This is a genomic window from Yoonia sp. (assembly GCF_036770585.1).
Lineage (GTDB): Bacteria > Pseudomonadota > Alphaproteobacteria > Rhodobacterales > Rhodobacteraceae > Yoonia.
Genome location: NZ_DAIPIW010000013.1, coordinates 11,177 through 33,271, shown reverse-complemented (window position 1 = coordinate 33,271; position 22,095 = coordinate 11,177). Strand labels below are relative to the sequence as shown.

Genomic DNA, 22,095 nt, shown 5'->3' with positions numbered 1-22,095 from the left:
GCGCGCGCCGCCGCTTTGGGTCATTTGCGGCATATGACCAAGACACCTGACATTCTTTGCATTGGCTCGGTCCTGTGGGACGTGATCGGGCGCACCGCAAGCCATATGCGCCTCGGATCGGACGTGCCGGGGCGGATCACCCGCCTGCCGGGCGGGGTGGCGATGAATATCGCCATGACGTTGCGCCGCTTCGGGATGACGCCTGCCCTGCTGACCACCATCGGACGTGATGCCGAAGGCGAGGAACTGATGGGCGAGGTGCTGCGCATGGGCATGATCTGCGATCATGTCTATCGGTCGGATGACCTGCCCACGGATATCTATATGGCGATCGAGGGGGCCAACGGCCTGATTGCGGCGGTGGCCGACGCCCATTCGCTGGAAGCGGCGGGTGACAAGATCCTGCGCCCCTTGGCGGATGGACGGCTGGGGCGGCCCGATCAGCCCTTCAGGGGGCTGGTGGCGCTGGACGGCAACCTGACCGAAGACTTGCTGCAGACCATCGCCACCTCACCGCTGTTCCGCGATGCCGACCTGCGGGTGGCGCCAGCGTCCCCCGGCAAGGCCGAACGTCTGCTGGCGCTGGTCGATCACCCGACGGCGACGCTTTATGTGAACCTCGAAGAGGCAGGCTTGATCTGTCAGACCACATTCGACAGCGCCCCCGAGGCCGCGACCGCGCTGATCGCGCGCGGTGCGCATCGGGTGCTTGTCACGGACGGGGGCAATCGGGCGGCGGAATGCACCGCAGGCGACACGATCACGGCGACACCGCCCGAGGTCATGGTGACGCGCGTCACCGGCGCAGGCGATACCTTCATGGCCGCCCATATCGCCTCGGAGGCGGAAGGCATGGATCGCGTTGCCGCACTGGGACGGGCGCTGAATGCTGCCGCAACCTACGTGTCAGGAGAAACGCCATTATGATCCCCTTGCAATATAGTGCCGAAGTCGCCGCCGCGCGGGCCAGTGGCGCAGCCGTCGTGGCGCTTGAAAGCACGATCATCACCCATGGCATGCCCTTTCCGCAGAACGTCGAGACCGCGCGTCTGGTCGAGGCCGACATCCGCGCGGCAGGGGCAGTGCCCGCGACGATCGCGGTCATGGGCGGCAAGCTTCATATCGGTCTGGAAGCGGATGAACTGGACGCGCTTGGTCAGGCAGAGGGCGTCGCCAAACTGTCGCGGGCCGATATCGCAGCATGCATCGCATCGGGCGGGACCGGTGCCACGACTGTCGCGGCGACAATGATCGCGGCGCATCTGGCGGACATCCATGTCTTCGCCACAGGCGGGATCGGTGGTGTGCATCGCGGGGCCGAGACGAGCTTTGATATATCCGCCGACCTGCACGAACTGGCACAAACCCCGGTGACTGTCGTCGCCGCCGGTGCGAAAGCTATCCTCGATCTGCCCAAGACCTTCGAGGTGCTGGAAACGCTCGGTGTGCCTGTGATCGCCTTTGGTCAGGACAGCATCCCGGCCTTCTGGTCGGCGCAATCCGACATCCCTGCCCCGCTGCGCATGGATACCGCCGCAGAGATCGCGGCAGCACACAAGATGCGTGCCGCGATGGGTCTCTCCGGCGGGCAACTGGTCACCAATCCGATTCCGGACGCCGACGCAATCCCCGCCGAGGTTCTGCACCCGATCATCGCGCGGGCCTTGGCCGAGGCCGAGGCCCAAGGCGTCAGCGCCAAGGCGGTCACGCCGTTCCTGCTTGGACGGATTTTCGAACTGACCGAAGGCCGCTCTCTTGCGGCGAACATCGCACTGGTGCGCAATAATGCGCGCCTTGCCGCACAGATTGCCGTCGCTCTGGCGAATTGAATCATGGCACGCAGGCACCATCTTGCCGCCGTCTTGATCTGAGCATAGATAACGCAGAATGACAGACGGAAGGGTATCATGTCGAACCCGCTGCAAGAAGACCACAAGCCCCGCAAGCCGGGAATGTTCACGCGGCTGCGCAGCAATTTTCTTGCCGGCCTGATCATCGTCGCCCCGATCGGATTGACCATCTGGCTGATCTGGACCGTCGTCGGTTGGGTCGACAGCTGGGTCTGGCCCTTCGTGCCACAGGCCTACCACCCGGATGCTTTGCTGAACCGGTTTCTGGGTCGTCCTGCCGGCGAAGAGATTTTCATCAACGTGCGCGGCTTGGGCGTTGTCGTTTTTCTGATCTTTACGGTCTTGGTCGGCTGGATCGGCAAGGGGCTGATCGGGCGGTCGTTCATCGCTTGGGGAGAACGGCTGGTTGATCGCACACCGATCGTCCGCTCGATCTACAATGCGGTCAAACAGATCGCCGAGACGGTGTTCTCGCAACAGGAAACCTCGTTCGACAAGGCCTGTCTCGTCGAATACCCGCGCAAGGGCATCTGGGCGATTGGCTTCATCTCGATCAATGCCAAGGGCGAGATCGACGGCAAGCTCAATCTGGGCGAACCGATCGTGACGGTCTTCCTGCCGACCACGCCGAACCCGACCTCGGGCTTTCTGCTTTTTGTGCCGCAACGGGATGTCATCGTTCTCGACATGTCGGTCGAGGATGCGGCCAAGCTGGTGATCTCGGCGGGTCTGGTTTACCCCAACGGGAAAGATCCTGTGCAGGTCTCGAACCCCGAAAGTTGACCGATGCTTGTTCCTGCCCTGACGGGTTTCGCCACCGGCGCGGCCTTTATTGTCGCGTTCGGTCCGCAAAACACATTTCTGCTTAGGCAGGGGCTGGCGCGGTCGCATGTGTTCTGGCTTTGCCTGTTTTGCGCGATGTCCGATCTGATCCTGATCGTCGCCGGCGTGGCGGGGTTCGGGATCATCGTGGAAAGCTACCCGTCACTGCCCGTGATCATGACATTGGGTGGCGCGGCGTTTCTGTTCGCCTACGGCATCATGCGGTTTCGGGCCGCCTATCAGAATAGCTACGACTTCGTCTTGTCCGGCAAGCCTGTCGGTCTCTGGGCGGCTCTGGCGACCTGTGCTGCCTTCACCTGGCTGAACCCGCATGTCTATCTGGATACGCTGGTCGTCATGGGTGCGATTTCCACCGGATATGCGGGTATCGCCGCCAAGGCCGCCTTTGCGGCAGGGGCGGCGACTGCCTCGTTTCTGTTCTTCTTCGGTCTTGGCTACGGCGCGCGGTTGCTTGCGCCGGTGATGCGGTCGGCGCGGGCGTGGCAGGTGCTCGATGTGACGATCGGTGTTCTGATGTGCGGGTTGGCGATCAAACTGATCAGTTGAACATGGCGTGCAGATCAAGCGAGCTGCGCTTGCCCAGATCCTTGCGGTGATCCGACAGGAATGTTTCGGCCGCCGCTTCACCCGCCGCTTTCAGACGGGCAAGCACGACTGGTGCCGGGATCGTCTTTGTGGCGACGTTCAGCGCGTTCATCAGTGGATCGTCCGAAATCATGTGGACCAGCACGTCTTTCATCGTGCCCCGCTTGATCGCCCCTTCCGTGATCAGCCGCTTCACGAAAGCAATCGCGCGCAATTCGCGCAAAAGCGAGCTGTTGAAGCTGATCTCGTTGATCCGGTTCGCAATCGACTGGCTGTCGGTCGGAAGCGCGTCGCGGCGCAAGGGATTGATGTTCACGATCAGGATGTCATCGGGCAGGTCGGCCTCGAAAAGCGGAAAGAGCGCCGGATTGCCGGTATAGCCGCCATCCCAATAGGCCTCGGTCTTGCCGGTCGCGGGGTCTTCGATCTCGACCGCCTGAAACAGGCTTGGCAGGCAGGCCGAGGCCATGATCGCCTCGGGGCTGATTTCATCCCCCGAAAACAGTTTGATCTTGCCCGTTCGCACATTGGTCGCCCCGACATAAAGCGCGGGCCCGCCTTTCGCACAGACCGCATCGTAGTGAAACTGGGTGACGATACGTTCCAGAGGATTGCGCGCGAAGTCGCCATAGACATAGGGGGAAAACATGCGCGTCGTCATGTCGAACCCCACATAGGCGGGCGAATACTTCAGCGATTTGGCCCAGAAGTCGACCGTCGGCGCGGCGGCATCCAGCCAGCCTGCGATGAACGGATCGGTCAGCGCCCCCACCTGTTCCCAAAGCCAGGCAAGGTTCTGGATTGCCCCTTCCCGCCCGCCGGAAATCCATCCGGACTTGAGTGCTGCCGCATTCAGCGCGCCCGCCGAGGTGCCCGAGATGGCGGCGAATTCCAGATCATCCTCTTGCAACAGGCGCGTCAGCACACCCCAGGTAAAGGCCCCATGCGCGCCGCCGCCCTGCAGGGCCAGATTGATCCGCGTGACCATGGGCTAGAGCGCCGTCCAGCCGCCATCGACGCTGATCGTCGTGCCGGTGATCTGTGCGGCGGCCTCCGAGCACAGGAAGACCGCGGTGCCGCCCAATTGCTCGACCGTGGCGAATTCCTTGGACGGCTGACGCTGCAACATGACCTGTTCGATCACATCCTCGCGGGACATGTCGTATTCCTTCATCGTGTCGGGGATCTGCGATTCGACCAGCGGGGTCAGCACGTAGCCCGGACAGATTGCGTTGCAGGTGATCGGATCGCGGGCGGTTTCCAGACCGATTGTCTTGGTGAACCCCACGATCCCGTGCTTGGCGGCGACATAGGCCGATTTGTAGGGCGATGCCGTCAGGCCGTGGGCCGAGGCGATATTGATGATCCGGCCATAGCCGCGCTCGCGCATGCCCGTCACGGCGGCGGCTGTCGTGTGAAAGGCCGACGTCAGGTTGATGGCGATGATCGCGTCCCATTTGTCCGCAGGGAATTCCTGCACCGGCGCCACATGCTGGATCCCTGCATTGTTCACCAGTATGTCGCAGCCGCCCGCCTCGACGACCAGACGGCGGCAATCCTCGCCTTTGGACATATCGGCCTGCACATATTTCGCCTCGACGCCGCAGACCTTGGCGATTTCAGCGGCAAGTGCGTGGTCTTCGTCGCGGTCGGTGAACGAGTTCAGCACCACATTCGCCCCGGCCTTCGCCAATTCGCGGGCGACCCCCAGTCCGATCCCAGAGTTCGATCCGGTGATGACAGCGGTTTTTCCTGCCAGTGACATGGTCTTACCCTCCGATTCTCTTGCTTCGGGGCCAGTGTATATGCTGCACCTGCAAATGCCACCGCAGCCAAGAAAAACACGAAAAAAAACGCCCGCACAAGGCGGGCGTGTAGTTATTGAGGCAGGTTTCATACAGGCAAGAAACCTATCGAGCAGTGCCCTCTTTATAAGCAATCCGTCGCTTGGGTCCAAGCTAAAAGTTTGAAAAGCTTGGGAACCCTCTTTACGATCCGATAACAAGAAAGAACAAAACAGCCGGGGGTTACGGGCCATGTTGCATTCATTTCCAACGAAACTGCGTCGATATGTTGCGGGCGCAGCTTTCAGTCTCTTTGCGGCAAGCGCCATTGCCGAACCGCAACATGGCATAGCTATGTATGGCGACCCTGTCCTACCACCTGATTTTGTGTCCCTTCCTTACGCCAATGCCGATGCGCCGACGGGCGGACGGCTGGTCGAATCCAATGTCGGCAGCTTCGACAGCCTCAACCCGTTCATCCGCAAGGGCAGCACGCCATGGCAATTGCGGTTCCTGATCGGCGAAAGCCTGATGGGGCGGACGCTGGATGAACCCTTCTCGCTTTACGGACTTTTGGCCGAATCGATCGAGACCGGCCCGAATCGTGAATGGGTCGAATTCACCTTGCGCCAAGAGGCCCGCTTTTCGGACGGCAGCCCCGTCACCGTCGAGGATGTGATGTGGTCCTATGAAACGCTCGGGACTGTCGGCCATCCCCGCTATCTGGGGTTCTGGGAGCGTGTCGAAAGCATGGAACAGACCGGCCCGCGCTCGGTCCGCTTCACCTTCAACGTGGAAGATCGCGAGCTTGCGCTGCTGGCAGGCCTGCGCCCGATCCTGAAAAAGGCCCAATGGGACGGCGTGGATTTCGCCGAAAGCACGACCGAGGTGGTGCCCATCACCTCGTCCCCTTACATCATCGACGATTTCGAGCCCGGGCGCTTTGTCTCGCTGCGGCGCAACCCCGACTATTGGGGCGCTGATGTCCCTTTCCGCGTCGGGACGAACAATCTCGACGAATTGCGGATCGAGTTCTTCGGGGATGAGACCGCCGCCTTCGAGGCCTTCAAGGTGGGCGAGATCAACACCAACCGCGAATTCAATGTCGCCCGTTGGGACAGCCAATACGATTTCCCGCTGGTCCAAAGCGGCGATGTCGTCAAATCGGTCCTGCCCCATGCCCGCCCGTCCGGGATGACGGGTTTCGTGATGAACACACGCCGCGACCAATTCGCCGATTGGCGGGTGCGCGATGCGATGCTGCATGTCTTCAATTTCGAATTCGTGAACGAGGCGATGACCGGCTCGGCCCAGCCGCGCATCACGTCTTTCTGGTCGAATTCGCCCTTGGGGATGTCCGATGGTCCGGCCGAGGGCCGCGTGCTTGAATTTCTCGCACCTTACGCCGCTGCGCTGACGCCCGGAACGATCGAGGGATACGCCCTGCCCGTCAGCGACGGGACCGAGCGGAACCGCGCCGGCACCGCCGCCGCCTTGGCGCAGATGGAGGCCGCAGGCTGGACGGTGCAGGACGGCGTGATGAAGAACGCAGCCGGAGAGCCGTTTACGTTTGAAATCCTGTTGCAGACGGGGGCGTCGGAAAATCAGGCGATCATCGATATGTATGTGCAATCGCTGGCACGGATCGGTGTGACGCCGACCGTCTCGGTCGTCGATGCTGCGCAGTTCAAGGAACGCACCGACGTCTACAATTTCGACATGACCTACTACCGTGTCGCCGTGTCGCTTTCACCCGGGAACGAGCAATTCGGCTACTTCGGCATGGAGGCCGCCGATGTGACGGGCGGGCGCAACCTGATGGGTGTCCGATCCGAGGCGGTGGATGCGATGATCAACCGCCTGCTGACATCCGAAAGTCAGGATGACTTTGTTGCGGCGGTCAAGGCGCTGGACCGGATCCTGACCGCTGGCCGCTATGTGATCCCGATCTACCAGTGGAATATCAGCCGCATCGCCCATGCCAAAGAGCTGCGCTATCCCGACGAGATCCCGATCTTCGGCGACTGGCCCGGCTGGCAACCGGATGTCTGGTGGTATGAGGACTGATCCGCCCCCCTCTGCCGCCGGTCCCTGCTTGCGGGCAAGGATGCCTCCGGCGGGGATATTTATGGGCCAATAATGAGGCGGATCAGCCCAGCGAGGTGACCCAGAGGATCGTCGCGTCATCGGCGCTGACGGAGATCACGTTGTGCCCCATCGTGGCGTCATAGTAGGCGCTTTCGCCACGGCGCAGGTCGATGGGTTCGTAAAACTCGGTATAAAGGCGCACCTGTCCGGTCAGGACGTAAAGGAATTCCTCGCCGTCGTGGCGCACCCAGCCGTCGAAATCTTCAAGGGCGCGCGCGCGGACGCGGGCGCGATAGGGCAGCATCTTCTTGGTCGTCAGAGTTTCGGCCAGAAGCGCATGTTCGTAGGTGGTCGTGACCTTGCTGGTTTCATCGCCGGTTTTCGTCACGGCCATCCGGCCATTGACCTGTCCCTTCGAGGGCGGGGTGAAAAGCTGGGGCACGGAAATCTGCAATCCGACGGCCAGCTTTTTCAGCGCATCATAGGTCGGCGACATCTGCCCGTTCTCGATCTTGGACAATGTGGACCGCGCAAGCCCCGCCTGCTGGGCTGCCTGTTCCAGCGTCCAGTCGCGGGCCTTTCGTAACTCGCGCACGCGCGCCCCAAGGTCGAGAGGTTCGGGTGTCGCGGCGTCGCTTCTGTCGCTGTCGATTTTCATGTCGCTCTTGGGCCTGCCTTCGGATCGGACTTCAATAAGCCGCGGGGCTGTTTCATGCAACGGTTGGCTGTGCCATCGCGGGGCGACAAATTTGCCGTTGCGGCCCGCCTTGTCGGGCCGTAGGTGATAGGGAAAATCCGCCGACAGAAAGCCCCGCCATGGTCAAGCTTGATATCATCTCTGATCCGATCTGCCCGTGGTGCTATATCGGCAAGACCAATCTGGATCAGGCGCTGCTGCAGTTTCCCGATCATCCCTTCGTGGTCGAATGGCACCCGTTTCAGCTGAACCCTGACATGCCGCCCGAAGGGATGGACCGGCGTGCCTATCTTGAAGCCAAGTTCGGCGGCAAAGAGGCCGCGGCGCGCGCCTATGCGCCAGTCGCCGCGCAGGCGGAAAAGGCCGGCGCGGTGATCAATCTGGAAGCGATCCACAGAACACCGTCGACCATCGACGCGCACCGGCTGATCCACTGGGCCGGTATCGAGCAACGCCAATCCCTGGTGGTCGATCTGCTGTTCAAGGCCTATTTCGTCGATGGCCGCGATATCTCGGATCACGAGGTTCTCGCCGATATCGCCGATAGTGCCGAGATGGATGCAGCACTGGTGACGCGGCTTCTGGGGTCGGATGCGGATACCGCCGACATCCGCGCCCGCGATGCCCATAGCCGCAAGATGGGCGTGTCGGCGGTCCCGACGTTCATCGTCGCGCAAAAGCACGCCGTCCCTGGGGCGCAACCGCCTGAGACATGGGTGAGCGTGATCACCGAGATCATGGAACAGATCGCCGCGCCCGAATGACAACCCCAACCGTCAAGCGGCTGCCGCAAGCCGAGTTCATCGCCCTGATGGCCATGGTCGCTGCGACCGTGGCCTTTTCGATTGACGCGATGCTGCCTGCCCTGCCCCAGATCGGGGCCGCGCTGTCGCCGGATGATCTCAACCGTGCCCAGTTGATCGTCACGACCTTCATGCTGGGCATGGGCGTCGGCACGTTTTTCACTGGCCCCCTATCGGATGCCTTCGGCCGCAAGCCGGTGATGATCGGCGGGGCCGTGATCTATATTCTGGCCTGTGTCGTCGCATGGCAGGCCCAAACGCTGGAGGTGATGCTGGCCGCCCGCGTGGTGCAGGGGCTGGGTGCGGCGGGCCCGCGCGTTGTGGCCATGGCCCTGATCCGCGATCTCTATTCCGGTCCTGACATGGCCCGCATCCTGTCCTTCGTGATGATCGTCTTTGCGCTGGTCCCCGCGCTTGCGCCGACTTTGGGCCATTACATCGTCCTCTTTGCCGGATGGGAGGCGATCTTTGTCGCCTTCATCGTGTTTTCGCTTGCGACGACGATTTGGTTGCTGGTCCGCCAGCCTGAAACCCTGACGCCGGAGAACCGCAGGGCCCTGAGTTTCGCCGCCCTCGGTCATGCCGTGGCCGAGATGTTCCGGCATCCGACAGCGCGGCTGTCGATCCTGATCCAGACCCTGACCTTCGGGATGCTGCTGAGCATGCTGTCCTCGACACAACAGGTCTTTGACCAGACCTTCGGTCAGGGTGATGTCTTTCATCTGTGGTTCGGTGGGATTGCTATTGTCGCGGCCTCGTCGGGGTTTGTGAATGCCCGACTGGTGGTCCGGCTGGGGATGCGGGCGATGATCAAGGCGATGTATACCGCACAGATCGTGATCACCACGGTGATGATCGCCGTCACGCTTGCGACGGATATCTACTGGCTGGCCTTCGGGGCCTATGTCTTCTGGGTGCTCAGCAATTTCTTTCAGGCGGGGCTGACCATCGGCAATCTGAATGCCCTGGGGATGGAAGAGATGGGCCATATCGCGGGGCTTGCGGCCTCGGTCATCGCCTCGGTCTCGACGGTGGGGGCTGTCCTGATCGCCGTGCCGATCGCGCTGCAATTCGACGGCACACCCTTGCCGATGGCGGTCGGCACGCTGATCCTCGCCGCCCTGTCGCTGTGGCTGACAACGATGCTCAAGCGGCCGGGCGAGGTTTAGGCGGCATTATTGACCCATAAATATCCCCGCCGGAGGCATCGAAGTCAGGCGGGCGTGCCCGCCTCTTGCTTCAGCTTCTGTGCCAGATCGCGCGCGATGATGAATGCACCCTCGATCTTGTCGCGTTCCTTGCCCCAGTCGCGGCGCACGATGATCTTGTTGTCCTTGACCTTGGCCAGCCCGCGCTGTGCTGCGATGAAGTCCACCAGCCCCTTGGGCGAGGCGAACTTGTCGTTGTGAAAGCGGATCGTCGCACCTTTGGGTCCCGCATCCAGATGGCTGATGCCCGCTTTCTTGCACATCGCCTTGATCCGCACGACCAGCAGAAGTGAATTGACCTCTTTGGGCAGCTTGCCGAAACGGTCGATCAGCTCGGCGGCAAAGCCTTCCAGTTCCACCTTGCTCGACAGGTCGGACAGGCGACGATAAAGGCCAAGCCGCACATCCAGATCAGGCACGTAATCCTCGGGGATCAGGACAGGGACGCCCAGATTGATCTGCGGCGACCACTGGCCGTCATCCACGATGCCTTCGGCCGCACCCGACCGGATCGCGGCGATCTGGTCTTCCAGCATCTGCTGGTAAAGCTCGTATCCGACCTCGCGCATCTGGCCCGATTGTTCCTCGCCCAGAAGGTTGCCCGCCCCGCGAATATCCAGATCCTGAGAGGCCAGCGCAAAGCCTGCCCCGAGGCTGTCGATAGAGCCCAGCACCCGCAGCCGCTTTTGGGCGGTGTCGGTCAGTTTCTGGCGCGGTTTGGTGGTCAGATAGGCATAGGCGCGGGTCTTGGCGCGCCCCACCCTGCCCCTGATCTGGTAAAGCTGGCTGAGCCCGAACATATCCGCCCGCCAGACGATCATCGTATTCGCGGTCGGAATGTCGAGACCGCTTTCGACAATCGTCGTCGCCAGCAGGACATCGTATTTGCCGTCGTAAAAGGCGTTCATCCGGTCGTCGAGTTCGCCCGCCGCCATCTGTCCCGTTGCGGTGACATAGCTGACTTCGGGCACCTGCGTTTTCAGGAAGTCCTCCATTTCGGGCATATCCGCGATGCGCGGGACGACGATGAACGAATGGCCGCCGCGATAATGTTCGCGCAGCAGCGCCTCGCGGATGGTGATGCTGTCGAATTCGCTGACATAGGTCCGGATCGCAAGCCGGTCGATGGGCGGGGTGCCGATGATCGACAGATCGCGCACACCCGAGAGCGACAATTGCAGGGTGCGCGGGATCGGTGTCGCGGTCAGTGTCAGCACATGCACATCCGTCCGCAACTGCTTGAGCCGTTCCTTGTGCTGCACCCCGAATTTCTGTTCCTCGTCGATGACCAAAAGCCCGAGGTTCCTGAACCTGACGCCCTTGGCGAGGATGGCATGGGTGCCGACGACGATATCGACGCTGCCATTGGCCAGCCCCTCGCGCGTTGCATTGGCGTCCTTGGCCGAGACGAACCGCGACAAGGGGCGGACCGTCACCGGAAAGCCGCGGAACCTTTCCGCAAAGCTTTGGTAGTGCTGGCGGGCCAGAAGGGTGGTGGGTGCGACAATCGCCACCTGCACACCCGACAGGGCCGCAATGAAAGCCGCGCGGATCGCCACTTCGGTCTTGCCGAACCCGACATCGCCGCAGATCAGCCGGTCCATCGGGCGACCGCGTTGCAGGTCCTCCAGCACATCGGCGATGGCGCTGAGCTGATCGTCGGTTTCCGCGTAAGGAAAGCGCGCCAGAAACTGGTCCCACATCCCGTCTGGCGGATCGAGCACGGGGGCCGTGCGCAATTCACGCTCGGCGGCGACCCGGATCAGACGTTCGGCAATCTGCCGGATGCGTTCCTTCAGCCTTGCCTTTTTCGCCTGCCATGCCCCGCCGCCGAGTTTGTCCAGCAAACCGACCTCATGCCCGTATTTCGACAGAAGTTCGATGTTCTCGACCGGCAGATAAAGCTTGGCGTCTTCGGCATATTCCAGCAGCAGACATTCATGGGCCGCACCAAGGGCCGTGACGACCTCCATCCCCATGAACCGACCGACACCGTGATCGACGTGCACGACCAGATCACCGGGTGCCAGACTGTTTGTCTCGGACAGGAAATTCTCGGCCCGCCGTTTGCGTTTCGTCTGCCGGATCAGCCGGTCGCCCAGCACGTCCTGTTCGGAAATCACCGTCAGTTCCGGCGTCTCGAACCCGTGATCCAAGGCCCAAACCGCCAGATAGAGCCCCGATTTGCCTACGCGCGTCACGTCCGTCACTGGGATCGTTTCGGCCAGCCCCTCGTCCGTCAGCAACCCTTCCAGCCTTTCGCGCGCGCCTTCGGAATAGCTGGCGATGACGACCGGTCCGTCGTCCATCTTGGCGCGGATATGCGTGGCCAGCGCCCCGAAGAGGCTGATCTGTTCCTGTTGCCGCTCGGGTGCGAAGTTGCGCCCGATCCGTCCGCCAGCGTCGGTGACGCCAATGCCGGTCGCCTGCCGGAGAGGCGCGAATTGCAGCACGCGGTGGCCTGCGACCGCCCGCTGCCATGCCGCATCGTCAAGATAAAGCAGCTTTGGCGGCGCGGGCTTGTAGACCGTGTCGATCCGGCCTTTCTGGGACAAGGCGTGGATGCGCGTCTCGTACTGGTCGTTGATGCTGTCCCAGCGCGAAATACGCATCGGCGTCATCTGGTCGTCCAGCGTGATCGTCGCTTTGGGCAGGTAATCGAACAGCGTTTCCAGATCGTCCTGAAAGAAGCCCAGCCAATGCTCGACACCTGCGTGTTTGCGGCCGGCGCTGACCGCTTCGTAAAGCGGGTCATCCGTGCCGGCCGCACCGAATTCAAGCCGGTAGTTCTGCCGGAACCGTGTGATCGCGGCCTCGTCGAGGATGACCTCGGACACGGGCGCAAGTTCGACCTCTGACAGTTTTTCCGTCGTCCGCTGCGTGGCAGGATCGAACCGGCGCGCGCCGTCGAGCACGTCTCCGAATAGGTCCAGCCGCACCGGCCCGTTCTGCCCCGGCGGGTAAATGTCGATGATGCCGCCCCGAACGGCATAATCTCCCGGTTCCATCACGGTCGGGCTTTGGGTGAAACCCATCCGGACCAGAAAATCGCGCAGCCCTGCCTCGTCGATCCGGCTGCCGACTTTCGCGGTGAAGGCCGCCTCGCGCAGAAGGCTGCGGGCCGGAACGCGCTGGGTTGCGGCGGACAGCGTCGTCAGCAGGATGAACTGCGCGGGCATCCCGTGCACAAGGGCGGCAAGCGTCGCCATGCGCGCGGCCGAGATATCGGTATTGGGCGAGACACGGTCGTAGGGCAGACAATCCCAAGCCGGAAAGACGAAGACGGGCACATCGGGCGCAAAGAAGGCCAGCGCGGCCTGCATGGCTGCCAAACGCTTGTCGTCACGCGCGATATGCAGGACAGGCGCCCCTTTGCGCATTTCCTGAAGCGCAAGCTGCGCGTCAAACCCCTCGGGGGCGCCGCTGACGGTGATGTGTTCGGGCTGAGACATGGCGGTCACGTACGCTTTGGGCGGTTGGTGTCAACCGTCAAAAGAACCTCATCGTATCGATCGCATAGGCCATCCCGAGGGCCGATGTCGCAAAGAGCGAAATCGCGGCAATCCCTTGGGTCCAGAGCCGGACACGAAACAGGCGGGCCACCAGCTCTTGCCCCTTCAGCGGATTGGCGTGCAGCGCCAGCGCCAGACGCAGATTGACCAACACCACGACGAAGAGCGGCAGGGCAAGGATCAACACTCCGATGGCCAGTTCGAACCGATAGCCGATGGCCAGCAATCCGGTGCCTGCCAGAAAGAAGGCGGCAAGTGCTGCAAAGCCCGCCCCGCCGATATCCTGAAACCAGATGATCCGGCGCACATTGATATCGACCATCGCCTCGAGGTCGGCCATCTCCCGACCCTTGCCACGCCGCGCGCGGACCAGCATGTCGAAAGGGACGCCGATCAGCCAGTGACAGGCCACGGCCCAGGACACGACGACCGCGGCCCAGTACCAGACATTGCTGAAGGTATCCAAGGTGATGATGCGGGCGATGACCTCTGTCCAGTCCAAGGGGGTGGTCCATTCCTGTTGCTGCCTGTCGCGAACCTAGCGCCCACCCAAGAGGTTGCCCAGCCTTGTGGCGGTGGAAAAACCATGCGACCAAGACAGGCGACCAAGAAAAGGCCCTTGACGATGAAACCGACCGTTGCCCCCTTCCCTGCCACCCGACTGCGGCGGATGCGCCAATCGCCTGCGCTGCGGGCGCTGGCGCGGCAGACCACGCTGACAACGGACGATCTGATCTGGCCCATCTTCGTGATGGACGGCAAGGATGCCGAAACGCCCGTCGCATCCATGCCGGGCGTGGTGCGCCGCACGGTCGACCGTGTCGCCAAGGCCGCGAAAGAGGCGCAAGCGCTTGGTATCCCCGCCATCTGCATCTTTCCCTACACAGGGATGGAGGCACGGACCGAAGACTGCGCCATGGCCTGGGACCCTGACAACCTGACCAACCAGGCGATCCGCGCGATCAAGGACGCCGCCCCGGATATCGCCGTGATGACCGACATCGCCCTTGATCCCTACAACATCAACGGCCACGACGGCTATGTCGAGAACGGCGAGATCGTCAACGACCGCACGGTCGATGCGCTGGTCCGCATGGCGCTGGCGCAGGCAAAGGCCGGTGCCGATATCCTTGGCCCCTCCGACATGATGGACGGGCGGATCGGGGCGATCCGGATGGCGCTTGAATCCGAAGGCCACCAGAACGTCTGCATCCTGAGCTATACCGCGAAATACGCCTCGGCCTTTTATGGTCCGTTCCGCGACGCTGTGGGTGCGTCCTCGGCCCTGACCGGCGACAAGAAGACCTACCAGATGGACCCCGGCAACAGCGACGAGGCGCTGCGACTTGTCGAACGCGACCTGATGGAGGGCGCGGATATGGTCATGGTGAAGCCCGGCATGCCCTATCTCGACATCTGTCGCCGCGTAAAAGATAGCTTCGGTGTCCCGACCTATGCCTATCAGGTCAGCGGTGAATACGCGATGTTGCAGGCGGCCATCCAGAACGGCTGGCTTGATGGTCAGAAGGTCATGATGGAAAGCCTGCTTTCGTTCAAACGCGCGGGCTGTGACGGTATTCTGACCTATTTCGCACCCGAGGCGGCAAGGGTGTTGCGGGGCTAAGGCACTCTTCTGGCTATGAAGGCGTGACACCCCTGTCGCTTTTGACTATAATGTTTCCACAAAGGGCGAAAAACGCCCATCACAGGCATATAGGCGGATTTCTGATGAAACATCTTTCGCGGCGCGGATTTGCGCTTGGCGTAGCGGCAACCTCACTTGCGGCATGTGGTAACGGGATCGGCAGCGGCGGTGCCGCAACCATCGACGCAAGGGTCGATACCACACTCGATGCCATGTATCAGGCCTATCCCGGCACCCGGGATCTGGCCACGCGGGCTGCGGGCGTGCTTGTCATGCCGCTGGTCACCGAAGTGGGCCTTGGTTTGGGGGGGTCGTTCGGGCGCGGTGCATTGCGCGTGGGTCCGTCGACCGTCGATTACTACACCGCCGTTGCCGGAAGTGCGGGCCTGCAGATCGGGGCGCAGCAATTCAGCCATGTCCTGTTCTTCATGACACCCGAGGCCTTGCAGCAATTCCGGTCTTCACCCGGTTGGGCCGCCGGGGCGGATATCGAATACGCCTTTTCGAACCAGTCCGAGATGCTGCGGGCCGAGACGACCACCTCGCTTTCGCCGGTGATCGCCGTGGTCTTCGGGCAAACGGGTCTGCGTGTCGGGGCGACGCTGGAAGGCACGAAATACACCCGCATCATTCCCTGACGTGACCTGCGGGCGACCAACCCGTCGCCCGTGTCATCAGGACCGCAGCCTTTCGCCCTTGGGATCGAAGGGTGGTGCTGCCAGAACGACACCCCGATGTGGTCGGCCAAGGACCATCACGTCCACGGCTGCGCCCGCGCTGACGCCCCTGAGATATCCCAAGGCCAGCGACTTGCCGACCGAATAGCCATAGGTGCCAGAGGTCACGCGCCCGACCGGCGTGCCATCCGGCAGGAAGATCGGCTCGCCGCCTGTTGCATCGGCATTGGTCACATCCTGCACCTCGACCAATGACAAAACCTCACGCGGTGGATGATCCTTGATCGTCAGGTATCTGGTTTTGTTCAGGAATTCCTTTTCAGGCTTGATCAGCTTGTGCAACCCGACCTCCTGCGGCCAGTATTCCGGCGAATACTCGCGCCCCCAACTGCCATAGCCCTTTTCGATGCGCAAAGACATCAGCGCACGCGCCCCCACTGGTCCCGCATCGAAGGCTTCACCCGCCGCCAGCAAGGCCCGAAAGAGTGTCGTCTGATCCGCCTCGGCGCAATGCAACTCCCACCCCAGATCACCGGTGAAGGACACGCGCAGGGCAATCACATCGACCCCCGCCACGGTGATCCGCTGGCTGCGCATGAAGGGGAATGCTGCGGTCGAGAGGTCCGTGTCCGTGAGCCGGGACAAAATTGCGCGCGACAAAGGCCCCGCCACGTTGAAGCCACACATCCTGTCCGTGCGGCTTTCGAAGGTTGTCCCATCGGGCAAGGGCACCATTTTCCAGAAACGCTGGTGATAACGCTCGGCCGCACCACTGCCGATGATCATGAAGTCGTGCTCGGCCAACCGTGTGACCGTGAAATCACCGGCAATCCCGCCGTTTACACCGATCAGCGGCGTCAGACAGGACCGGCCGACAGCTTTGGGCATGGTGTTTGCGAAGACCGCGTTCAACCAGCCTTCCGCATCAGGTCCGCTGGCGAAGTATCTGGCGAAGTTCGAGATATCGATGATCCCTGCCCGATTGCGCAGCATCCGGCATTCGGCGCCGACCGGCTCGAACCAGTTCTGGCGGGTAAAGCCGTTGGTGTCCCTGGTGCCCGGCCTATCCGCGAACCACAGCGGGTGTTCCCAACCATAGTTGAGGCCGAACACCGCGCCCATGTCCTTTTGCATCTGATAGGCAGGACGTGTCCGCACGGGCCTGCCTGCTGCGCGTTCCTCGTTCGGGAAGTGGATGCTGAACCGCTTGGCGTATTGATCACCGACGCGGGCCTTGGTGAATGCCGCATCCGCCCATGTGCCGAAACGGGCGACGTCCCATGCGAACATGTCATATTGGCTTTCGCCTTGGATGATCCATTGTGCGGCCATCAACCCCATGCCACCCGACTGGCTGAAGCCCGGGATGATGCCGTTGCAGCAAAAGTAGTTGTTCAGATCGGGATGCGGACCAAAGAGAACATTGCTGTCAGGAGACCAGATCATCGGCCCGTTGATGACACGCTTGATCCCCGCCGCGCCCATGGCGGGCACCCGCGCCATCGCGCGCAGCATGTTGTCTTCGATGCGGTCCAGATCGTCGGCGAAAAGCTCGTGGCCAAAGCCCTGCGGCGTGCCCTCTTCTGCCCAGAACCGCACGTCCTTTTCATAGGCACCGACCAGCAGGCCCTTGCCCTCTTGGCGCAGATAGTATTCCCCGTCGCGGTCCGCCACCGACGGCAGGCGGCGGTCCATCGCGGCGATTTCGGGGATCGTCTCGGTGACGACATACTGATGTTCGGTCGGCAAAAGCGGCAGTGCGATGCCTGCCAGCCGCGCAACCTCGCGGCCCCAGAGACCGGCGGCATTGATCACCCAGTCCGCGCGGATTTCGCCCTTCGCGGTCGCGACGATCCATGTCCCATCGGGCTGCTGCACCGTCGCCGTCACAGGCGTGAAGCGATGGATTTCGGCGCCGCGCTGGCGCGCGCCCACGGCATAGGCATTGGTGACGCCCGATGGGTCCACGTTGCCACCGTCGGGTTCATACATGATGCAGCGGATACCGTCGAAATCGACCAGCGGATGCAGGCGTTCGGCCTCGTCGCGGCTGACCTCGTGAAAATTCATGCCGTAGAAACTGGCCTTCGCCGCTTGCAGGCGCAACTGATGCTCGCGCGCCTCGGTCTGCGCCAGATAGAGCGATCCAGGCTGGAAAATCCCGCAACTCTGCCCCGTTTCTTCCTCCAGCGCCTGATAGAGGGTCATCGTATAGTGCTGGATGCGGCTGATATTCGTGCTGTCATGCAGCCCGTGGATGTTCGCGGCCGCGTGCCAGGTGGACCCGCTGGTCAACTCGCTGCGTTCCAGCAGGACCACATCCGTCCATCCCAGTTTCGTCAGGTGGTAGAGGATGGAACATCCGATGACGCCGCCTCCGATGACGACAGCCTGGGCATGGGTGCGCATCAGACAGACCTTTCGCTTGATGATGGCTTCACCGTCCGCAATGCTCTGACCCAGCGGTTGCCCCAAGGCGACATCCTGTGTCGCAATCAGTACCGCGCGTCAGAATTTCGCTGGCATAGTGCGGGAAACCAGTGAGGGAGCGACGACCATGAAGACCACAACCAGATGCGTGATTATCGGCGGCGGGGTCGTGGGGTGTTCGGTGCTTTATCACCTGACCAAGCTGGGATGGTCGGACATCATGTTACTGGAACGCAGCGAGCTGACCAGCGGGTCCACCTGGCACGCGGCGGGCGGGTTTCACACCCTGAACGGCGATACCAACATGGCCGCCTTGCAGGGCTATACGATCAAGCTTTACCGCGAACTCGAAGAGATCACCGGCATGTCCTGCGGCTTGCACCATGTGGGCGGAGTGACCCTTGCCGACAATCAGGACCGTTTCGACATGCTGGTCGCGGAACGGGCCAAGCACCGCTACATGGGGCTGGAGACCGAAATCGTCGGCCCTGCAGAAATCGCGAAGATCGCACCGATCACCAACCTCGACGGGATCATCGGCGGGCTTTACGACCCGCTTGACGGCCATCTCGACCCGTCGGGGACGACACATGCCTATGCCAAGGCGGCGCGCATGGGTGGCGCGATGATCGCACTGCACACCAAGGTGATCGAGACCAATCCCCGCGCGGACGGCACATGGGACGTGGTGACCGACAAGGGCACGATCCACGCCGAACACGTCGTCAACGCAGGCGGCCTCTGGGCGCGCGAGGTGGCGGCCATGGCGGGCACCTATGTGCCGCTGCACCCGATGGAACATCAGTATATCGTCACCGATGACCTGCCCGAAATCTACGAGCGTGACAGCGAACACCCCCATGTCATGGACCCTGCCGGTGAAAGCTATCTGCGGCAGGAAGGGCGCGGTCTGTGCATCGGGTTCTATGAACAGCCCTGCAAGCCTTGGGCGGTCGATGGCACGCCTTGGGACTTCGGGCATGAACTGCTGCCCGACAATCTCGACAAGATCGAGGATTCCATCGCCTTCGCCTACAGGCGCTTCCCCGTGCTGGAGCGCGCTGGCGTCAAGTCCGTGATCCACGGCCCCTTTACCTTTGCCCCCGATGGCAACCCGCTGGTCGGCCCTGTTCCGGGTCTGCGCAACTACTGGTCCGCCTGTGGCGTGATGGCGGGCTTCAGCCAAGGGGGCGGCGTCGGTCTGATGCTGGCGCAATGGATGACGACCGGAGAATGCGAGCGTGACGTGACCGCGATGGACATCGGGCGCTACGGCAAGTGGATCACCCCCGGTTACACCCGCCCCAAGGTGATCGAAAACTACCAGCGCCGTTTCTCTGTCAGCTACCCGAACGAGGAACTGCCCGCCGCCCGCCCCCATCGCACCACGCCGATGTATGACATCTTCAGCGATCTCGGCGCTGTCTGGGGGCATCAATTCGGGCTGGAGGTCGCCAACTACTTTGCCCAAGAGGGTGAGCCGACATATGAAACCCCCACGTTCCGGCGGTCGGACGCATTCTCTGCGACCAAGCGCGAGGTGCAGGCGGTCCGTCGCGGCGTCGGCATCAACGAGGTGCAGAATTTCGGCAAATTCAGCGTGACGGGCAGCGGCGCGCGGGCGTGGCTCGACCGGATCATGGCGGGGCGCATCCCGCAGCCGGGGCGGATGTCTCTGACACCGATGCTGTCCCCGAAAGGACGGCTCTGGGGCGATTTCACCGTGTCCTGCTTGTCGGAAACCGAGTTCCAGATCACCGCTAGCTATGGCGCACAGGAAATCCATCACCGCTGGTTCCTGCAGAACATGGCTGACGATGTCGAGGTCGCGAATATCTCGGACCGCCGGACCGGGTTCCAGATCGCAGGCCCGAAGGCGCGCGATCTGCTTGCCGCCTGCACCCGCGATGACGTGGCCGCAATAAAATTCATGGATGTGCGCCGCATGACCGTGGGCCAAGTCGCCTGCATCGTGCAGCGCGTCAGCTACACGGGCGATCTGGGATATGAGATCTACTGCGATCCGATGGACCAGCGCCAGCTTTGGTGGACGCTGTGGACTGCCGGGCAGCCGATGGGCCTGACGCCCTTCGGAATGCGCGCGATGATGTCGCTGCGGCTGGACCGTTTCTTCGGCTCTTGGCTGTCGGAATTCTCGCCCGACTATACCGCCGCCGAAACCGGGATGGACCGCTTCATCAGCTTCAAGAAGAACGCCGATTTCATCGGACGGGCCGCCGCAGAGGCCGAACGTGCCGATCCCCCTGCCCGCATGCTGGTCACCTTCGCGGTCGATGCCGATGACGCCGATGTCGTGGGCTATGAGCCGGTGTTCATCAACGGCGATGTCGCGGGCTTTTGCACCTCGGGTGGCTATTCGCACCATGCCGAGACATCCATCGCCATGGCGCTGGTGCCGCGCGATGCCGTGACCGATGATCTGGCCGTGCAGATCGAGATCATGGGCCAGTTGCGCAACGCCCGCCGGATCACGACGCCGCTTTTTGATCCTGACGGCGCGGTCATGCGCGGATGATCCCGATCCTGATCCTTGCGGCCGGCCGGTCGTCACGGATGCGCGGGCGCGACAAGCTGCTCGAGGATCTGGGGGGCGAATCGCTGATTCGGCGACAGGCGCGCCATGCGCTGGCGCTTGGCGGCAGGGTCTTTGTGGCGGTCGGTCCGGATCAGGATGAACGGGAAGAGGCGCTTGCAGGACTGGATGTGCATATTCTGCAGGTGCCCGATGCGGTCGAGGGGATGTCAGGCACCCTGCGCGGTGCCGTGGCGCAGTTGCCCCCCTGGACGGCCTTCATGTTGGTGCTTGGTGATCTGGTCGCACTTGAACCGGAAGATCTCGCACAGGTCTGCGCGGCCCATGTCGGCCAGCCCGACCATCTGATCTGGCGCGGCGCGACCGAGGACGGCAAAGCAGGCCATCCGATCATTTTCGCAGATGCGTTAAGATCCGCCTTTGCCGAATTGTCGGGGGACGGCGGCGCACAAGTCATCGTCGCAGGGCATCAGGACCGGACCTGTCTTGTTGCCTTGCCGGGCACCCGCGCAAGGCTGGATCTGGACACGCCCGAGGACTGGGACGAATGGCGCGCCGTCAAAGGCTGAACAGCAGCGCCGCCTCGTTACGGTCAAGCGTTCTGCGGGCGGGGCGATACTGGGTGACACCCTCTCTGGCGGCGAGATCGGGGAACAGGCCGAACAGTTCTTCGCACTGTTGCTGGTCCATCCCCTTCAACGACAGATCACCCGGCTGGAAGCTTTCGCTCCATGTGCCGTCGGAAAGAACCACCTCGTGGTGATCGCACATGAAGTGCACGTAGGTGGCATAGGGCACCTCGGCCACGGAAATCCCGTCGAGTTTGACAAGATCGATCGCGGCGACAAAGACCTCGGACTGTCCGAAATGTGCCCGCGCCACGTCCGAGCGGACCAGCAGCCGGTGCATGGGCGAGACTTTCATGTCCCGTTCCGGCTGCCCGCCGCCCAGGGCGCCCGCCTTGATTTCGACCGGGCGCAGTTCCTTAAGCGTCTTCAACTGCAGATGATCCAGCTTTTTCTGCCCGAACCAACGGATCGTCTTGATCCCGTTGTCCCGCGTCAGAACACGGTCACCGACCTTCAGCCGTTCGACTGCGACCTCGCCCTTGGGCGTCGCGATACGGGTGCCGGGGGTGAAACAGGGGATGACCCGCTGAAGATCGGACAGCGGGACATCCGTTCCATCCGTAAAGGTGAAGCGATGCCGCTGGCGATCCACGTCGGATATATTCAGCGCCGCCAAAGCGCCGCGCCCATCTGCCAGACCGGTCAGATTGCCGGTCAGATCCTTGAACTCTTTATCAACCATATGCCCTGGAAACCATGTCATCGGTTCCCTATCCTCAATTTTTACCGTCAACTTTTCCGGTGACTGCGACACCGGATTTACCATCACTTGTCAATGCCACAGGACCCT

At 62.3% G+C, this 22,095-nt stretch carries 18 protein-coding genes; 11 read left to right on the top strand and 7 right to left on the bottom strand.

What is annotated here, in order from left to right; genetic code table 11:
* The first annotated feature begins 33 nt into the window (after window positions 1-33).
* The 4 genes from V7N12_RS04305 to V7N12_RS04290 all read left to right on the top strand — a co-directional run bounded on the left by V7N12_RS04305 (window position 34) and on the right by V7N12_RS04290 (window position 3,239).
* Window positions 34-927 (top strand): PfkB family carbohydrate kinase, encoded by an 894-nt coding sequence (locus V7N12_RS04305; RefSeq protein ID WP_333712926.1) that lies wholly within the window; start codon window positions 34-36, stop codon window positions 925-927.
* Window positions 924-1,829 carry a pseudouridine-5'-phosphate glycosidase gene (locus V7N12_RS04300; protein ID WP_333712925.1) on the top strand — a complete coding sequence of 302 codons (906 nt, stop codon included), beginning with the start codon at window positions 924-926 and terminating at the stop codon, window positions 1,827-1,829. The genes V7N12_RS04305 and V7N12_RS04300 overlap by 4 nt, the downstream gene beginning before the upstream one ends.
* 78 nt (window positions 1,830-1,907) lie before the next feature.
* On the top strand, window positions 1,908-2,633 hold the full coding sequence (locus tag V7N12_RS04295; protein ID WP_333712924.1) for a DUF502 domain-containing protein: 726 nt from the start codon (window positions 1,908-1,910) through the stop codon (window positions 2,631-2,633).
* Between the two features lie 3 nt (window positions 2,634-2,636).
* The gene (locus V7N12_RS04290) at window positions 2,637-3,239 is read left to right on the top strand and encodes a LysE/ArgO family amino acid transporter (protein ID WP_333712923.1); all 603 of its coding nucleotides are present in this window, start codon (window positions 2,637-2,639) and stop codon (window positions 3,237-3,239) included.
* Here V7N12_RS04290 and V7N12_RS04285 read toward each other — a convergent pair.
* Window positions 3,232-4,266, bottom strand: coding sequence for a patatin-like phospholipase family protein (locus V7N12_RS04285; RefSeq protein WP_333712922.1), 1,035 nt, complete (start codon window positions 4,264-4,266; stop codon window positions 3,232-3,234). The two genes, V7N12_RS04290 and V7N12_RS04285, sit on opposite strands and share 8 nt — an antisense overlap.
* Window positions 4,267-4,269: 3 nt before the next feature.
* Window positions 4,270-5,043, bottom strand: coding sequence for a 3-hydroxybutyrate dehydrogenase (locus V7N12_RS04280; RefSeq protein WP_333712921.1), 774 nt, complete (start codon window positions 5,041-5,043; stop codon window positions 4,270-4,272).
* 373 nt (window positions 5,044-5,416) lie between these two features.
* On the opposite strand from V7N12_RS04280, the gene V7N12_RS04275 reads away from it, so the two are divergent.
* Complete coding sequence (locus V7N12_RS04275; RefSeq protein ID WP_333712920.1) at window positions 5,417-7,129, top strand: extracellular solute-binding protein; 1,713 nt, start codon at window positions 5,417-5,419, stop codon at window positions 7,127-7,129.
* A gap of 82 nt (window positions 7,130-7,211) precedes the next feature.
* Here the strand turns inward: V7N12_RS04275 and V7N12_RS04270 are convergent, their stop codons facing one another.
* Window positions 7,212-7,808, bottom strand: a complete 597-nt coding sequence (locus V7N12_RS04270; protein ID WP_333712919.1) for a helix-turn-helix domain-containing protein — start codon at window positions 7,806-7,808, stop codon at window positions 7,212-7,214.
* A gap of 158 nt (window positions 7,809-7,966) precedes the next feature.
* On the opposite strand from V7N12_RS04270, the gene V7N12_RS04265 reads away from it, so the two are divergent.
* Entirely contained in the window at window positions 7,967-8,611 is a 645-nt protein-coding gene (locus V7N12_RS04265) for a DsbA family oxidoreductase (RefSeq protein ID WP_333712917.1), read from the top strand.
* Window positions 8,608-9,819, top strand: a complete 1,212-nt coding sequence (locus V7N12_RS04260) for a multidrug effflux MFS transporter (RefSeq protein WP_333712915.1) — start codon at window positions 8,608-8,610, stop codon at window positions 9,817-9,819. Before V7N12_RS04265 ends, V7N12_RS04260 begins: the two co-directional genes overlap by 4 nt.
* 44 nt (window positions 9,820-9,863) lie before the next feature.
* Here V7N12_RS04260 and mfd read toward each other — a convergent pair whose 3' ends face one another.
* Window positions 9,864-13,310 (bottom strand): transcription-repair coupling factor, encoded by a 3,447-nt coding sequence (mfd, locus tag V7N12_RS04255; RefSeq protein ID WP_333712914.1) that lies wholly within the window; start codon window positions 13,308-13,310, stop codon window positions 9,864-9,866.
* A 37-nt stretch (window positions 13,311-13,347) separates the two neighbouring features.
* Entirely contained in the window at window positions 13,348-13,872 is a 525-nt protein-coding gene (locus V7N12_RS04250) for a hypothetical protein (protein WP_333712913.1), read from the bottom strand.
* Window positions 13,873-13,995: 123 nt separating this feature from the next.
* On the opposite strand from V7N12_RS04250, the gene hemB reads away from it, so the two are divergent.
* The gene (gene hemB / locus V7N12_RS04245; protein ID WP_333712912.1) at window positions 13,996-14,994 is read left to right on the top strand and encodes a porphobilinogen synthase; all 999 of its coding nucleotides are present in this window, start codon (window positions 13,996-13,998) and stop codon (window positions 14,992-14,994) included.
* A gap of 104 nt (window positions 14,995-15,098) precedes the next feature.
* Complete coding sequence (locus V7N12_RS04240; RefSeq protein ID WP_333712911.1) at window positions 15,099-15,653, top strand: YSC84-related protein; 555 nt, start codon at window positions 15,099-15,101, stop codon at window positions 15,651-15,653.
* 36 nt (window positions 15,654-15,689) lie between these two features.
* Here the strand turns inward: V7N12_RS04240 and V7N12_RS04235 are convergent, their stop codons facing one another.
* Window positions 15,690-18,101 carry a GcvT family protein gene (locus tag V7N12_RS04235; protein ID WP_333712910.1) on the bottom strand — a complete coding sequence of 804 codons (2,412 nt, stop codon included), beginning with the start codon at window positions 18,099-18,101 and terminating at the stop codon, window positions 15,690-15,692.
* Window positions 18,102-18,249: 148 nt separating this feature from the next.
* On the opposite strand from V7N12_RS04235, the gene V7N12_RS04230 reads away from it, so the two are divergent.
* Both V7N12_RS04230 and V7N12_RS04225 read left to right on the top strand, forming a co-directional pair.
* Window positions 18,250-20,658, top strand: a complete 2,409-nt coding sequence (locus tag V7N12_RS04230) for a GcvT family protein (protein ID WP_333712909.1) — start codon at window positions 18,250-18,252, stop codon at window positions 20,656-20,658.
* Window positions 20,655-21,245: a nucleotidyltransferase family protein gene (locus V7N12_RS04225; RefSeq protein ID WP_333712907.1), complete on the top strand. Its 591-nt coding sequence runs from the start codon at window positions 20,655-20,657 to the stop codon at window positions 21,243-21,245. Before V7N12_RS04230 ends, V7N12_RS04225 begins: the two co-directional genes overlap by 4 nt.
* Here V7N12_RS04225 and V7N12_RS04220 read toward each other — a convergent pair.
* Window positions 21,235-22,008 (bottom strand): Hint domain-containing protein, encoded by a 774-nt coding sequence (locus tag V7N12_RS04220; RefSeq protein ID WP_333712906.1) that lies wholly within the window; start codon window positions 22,006-22,008, stop codon window positions 21,235-21,237. The genes V7N12_RS04225 and V7N12_RS04220 overlap by 11 nt on opposite strands.
* Window positions 22,009-22,095 lie beyond the last annotated feature (87 nt).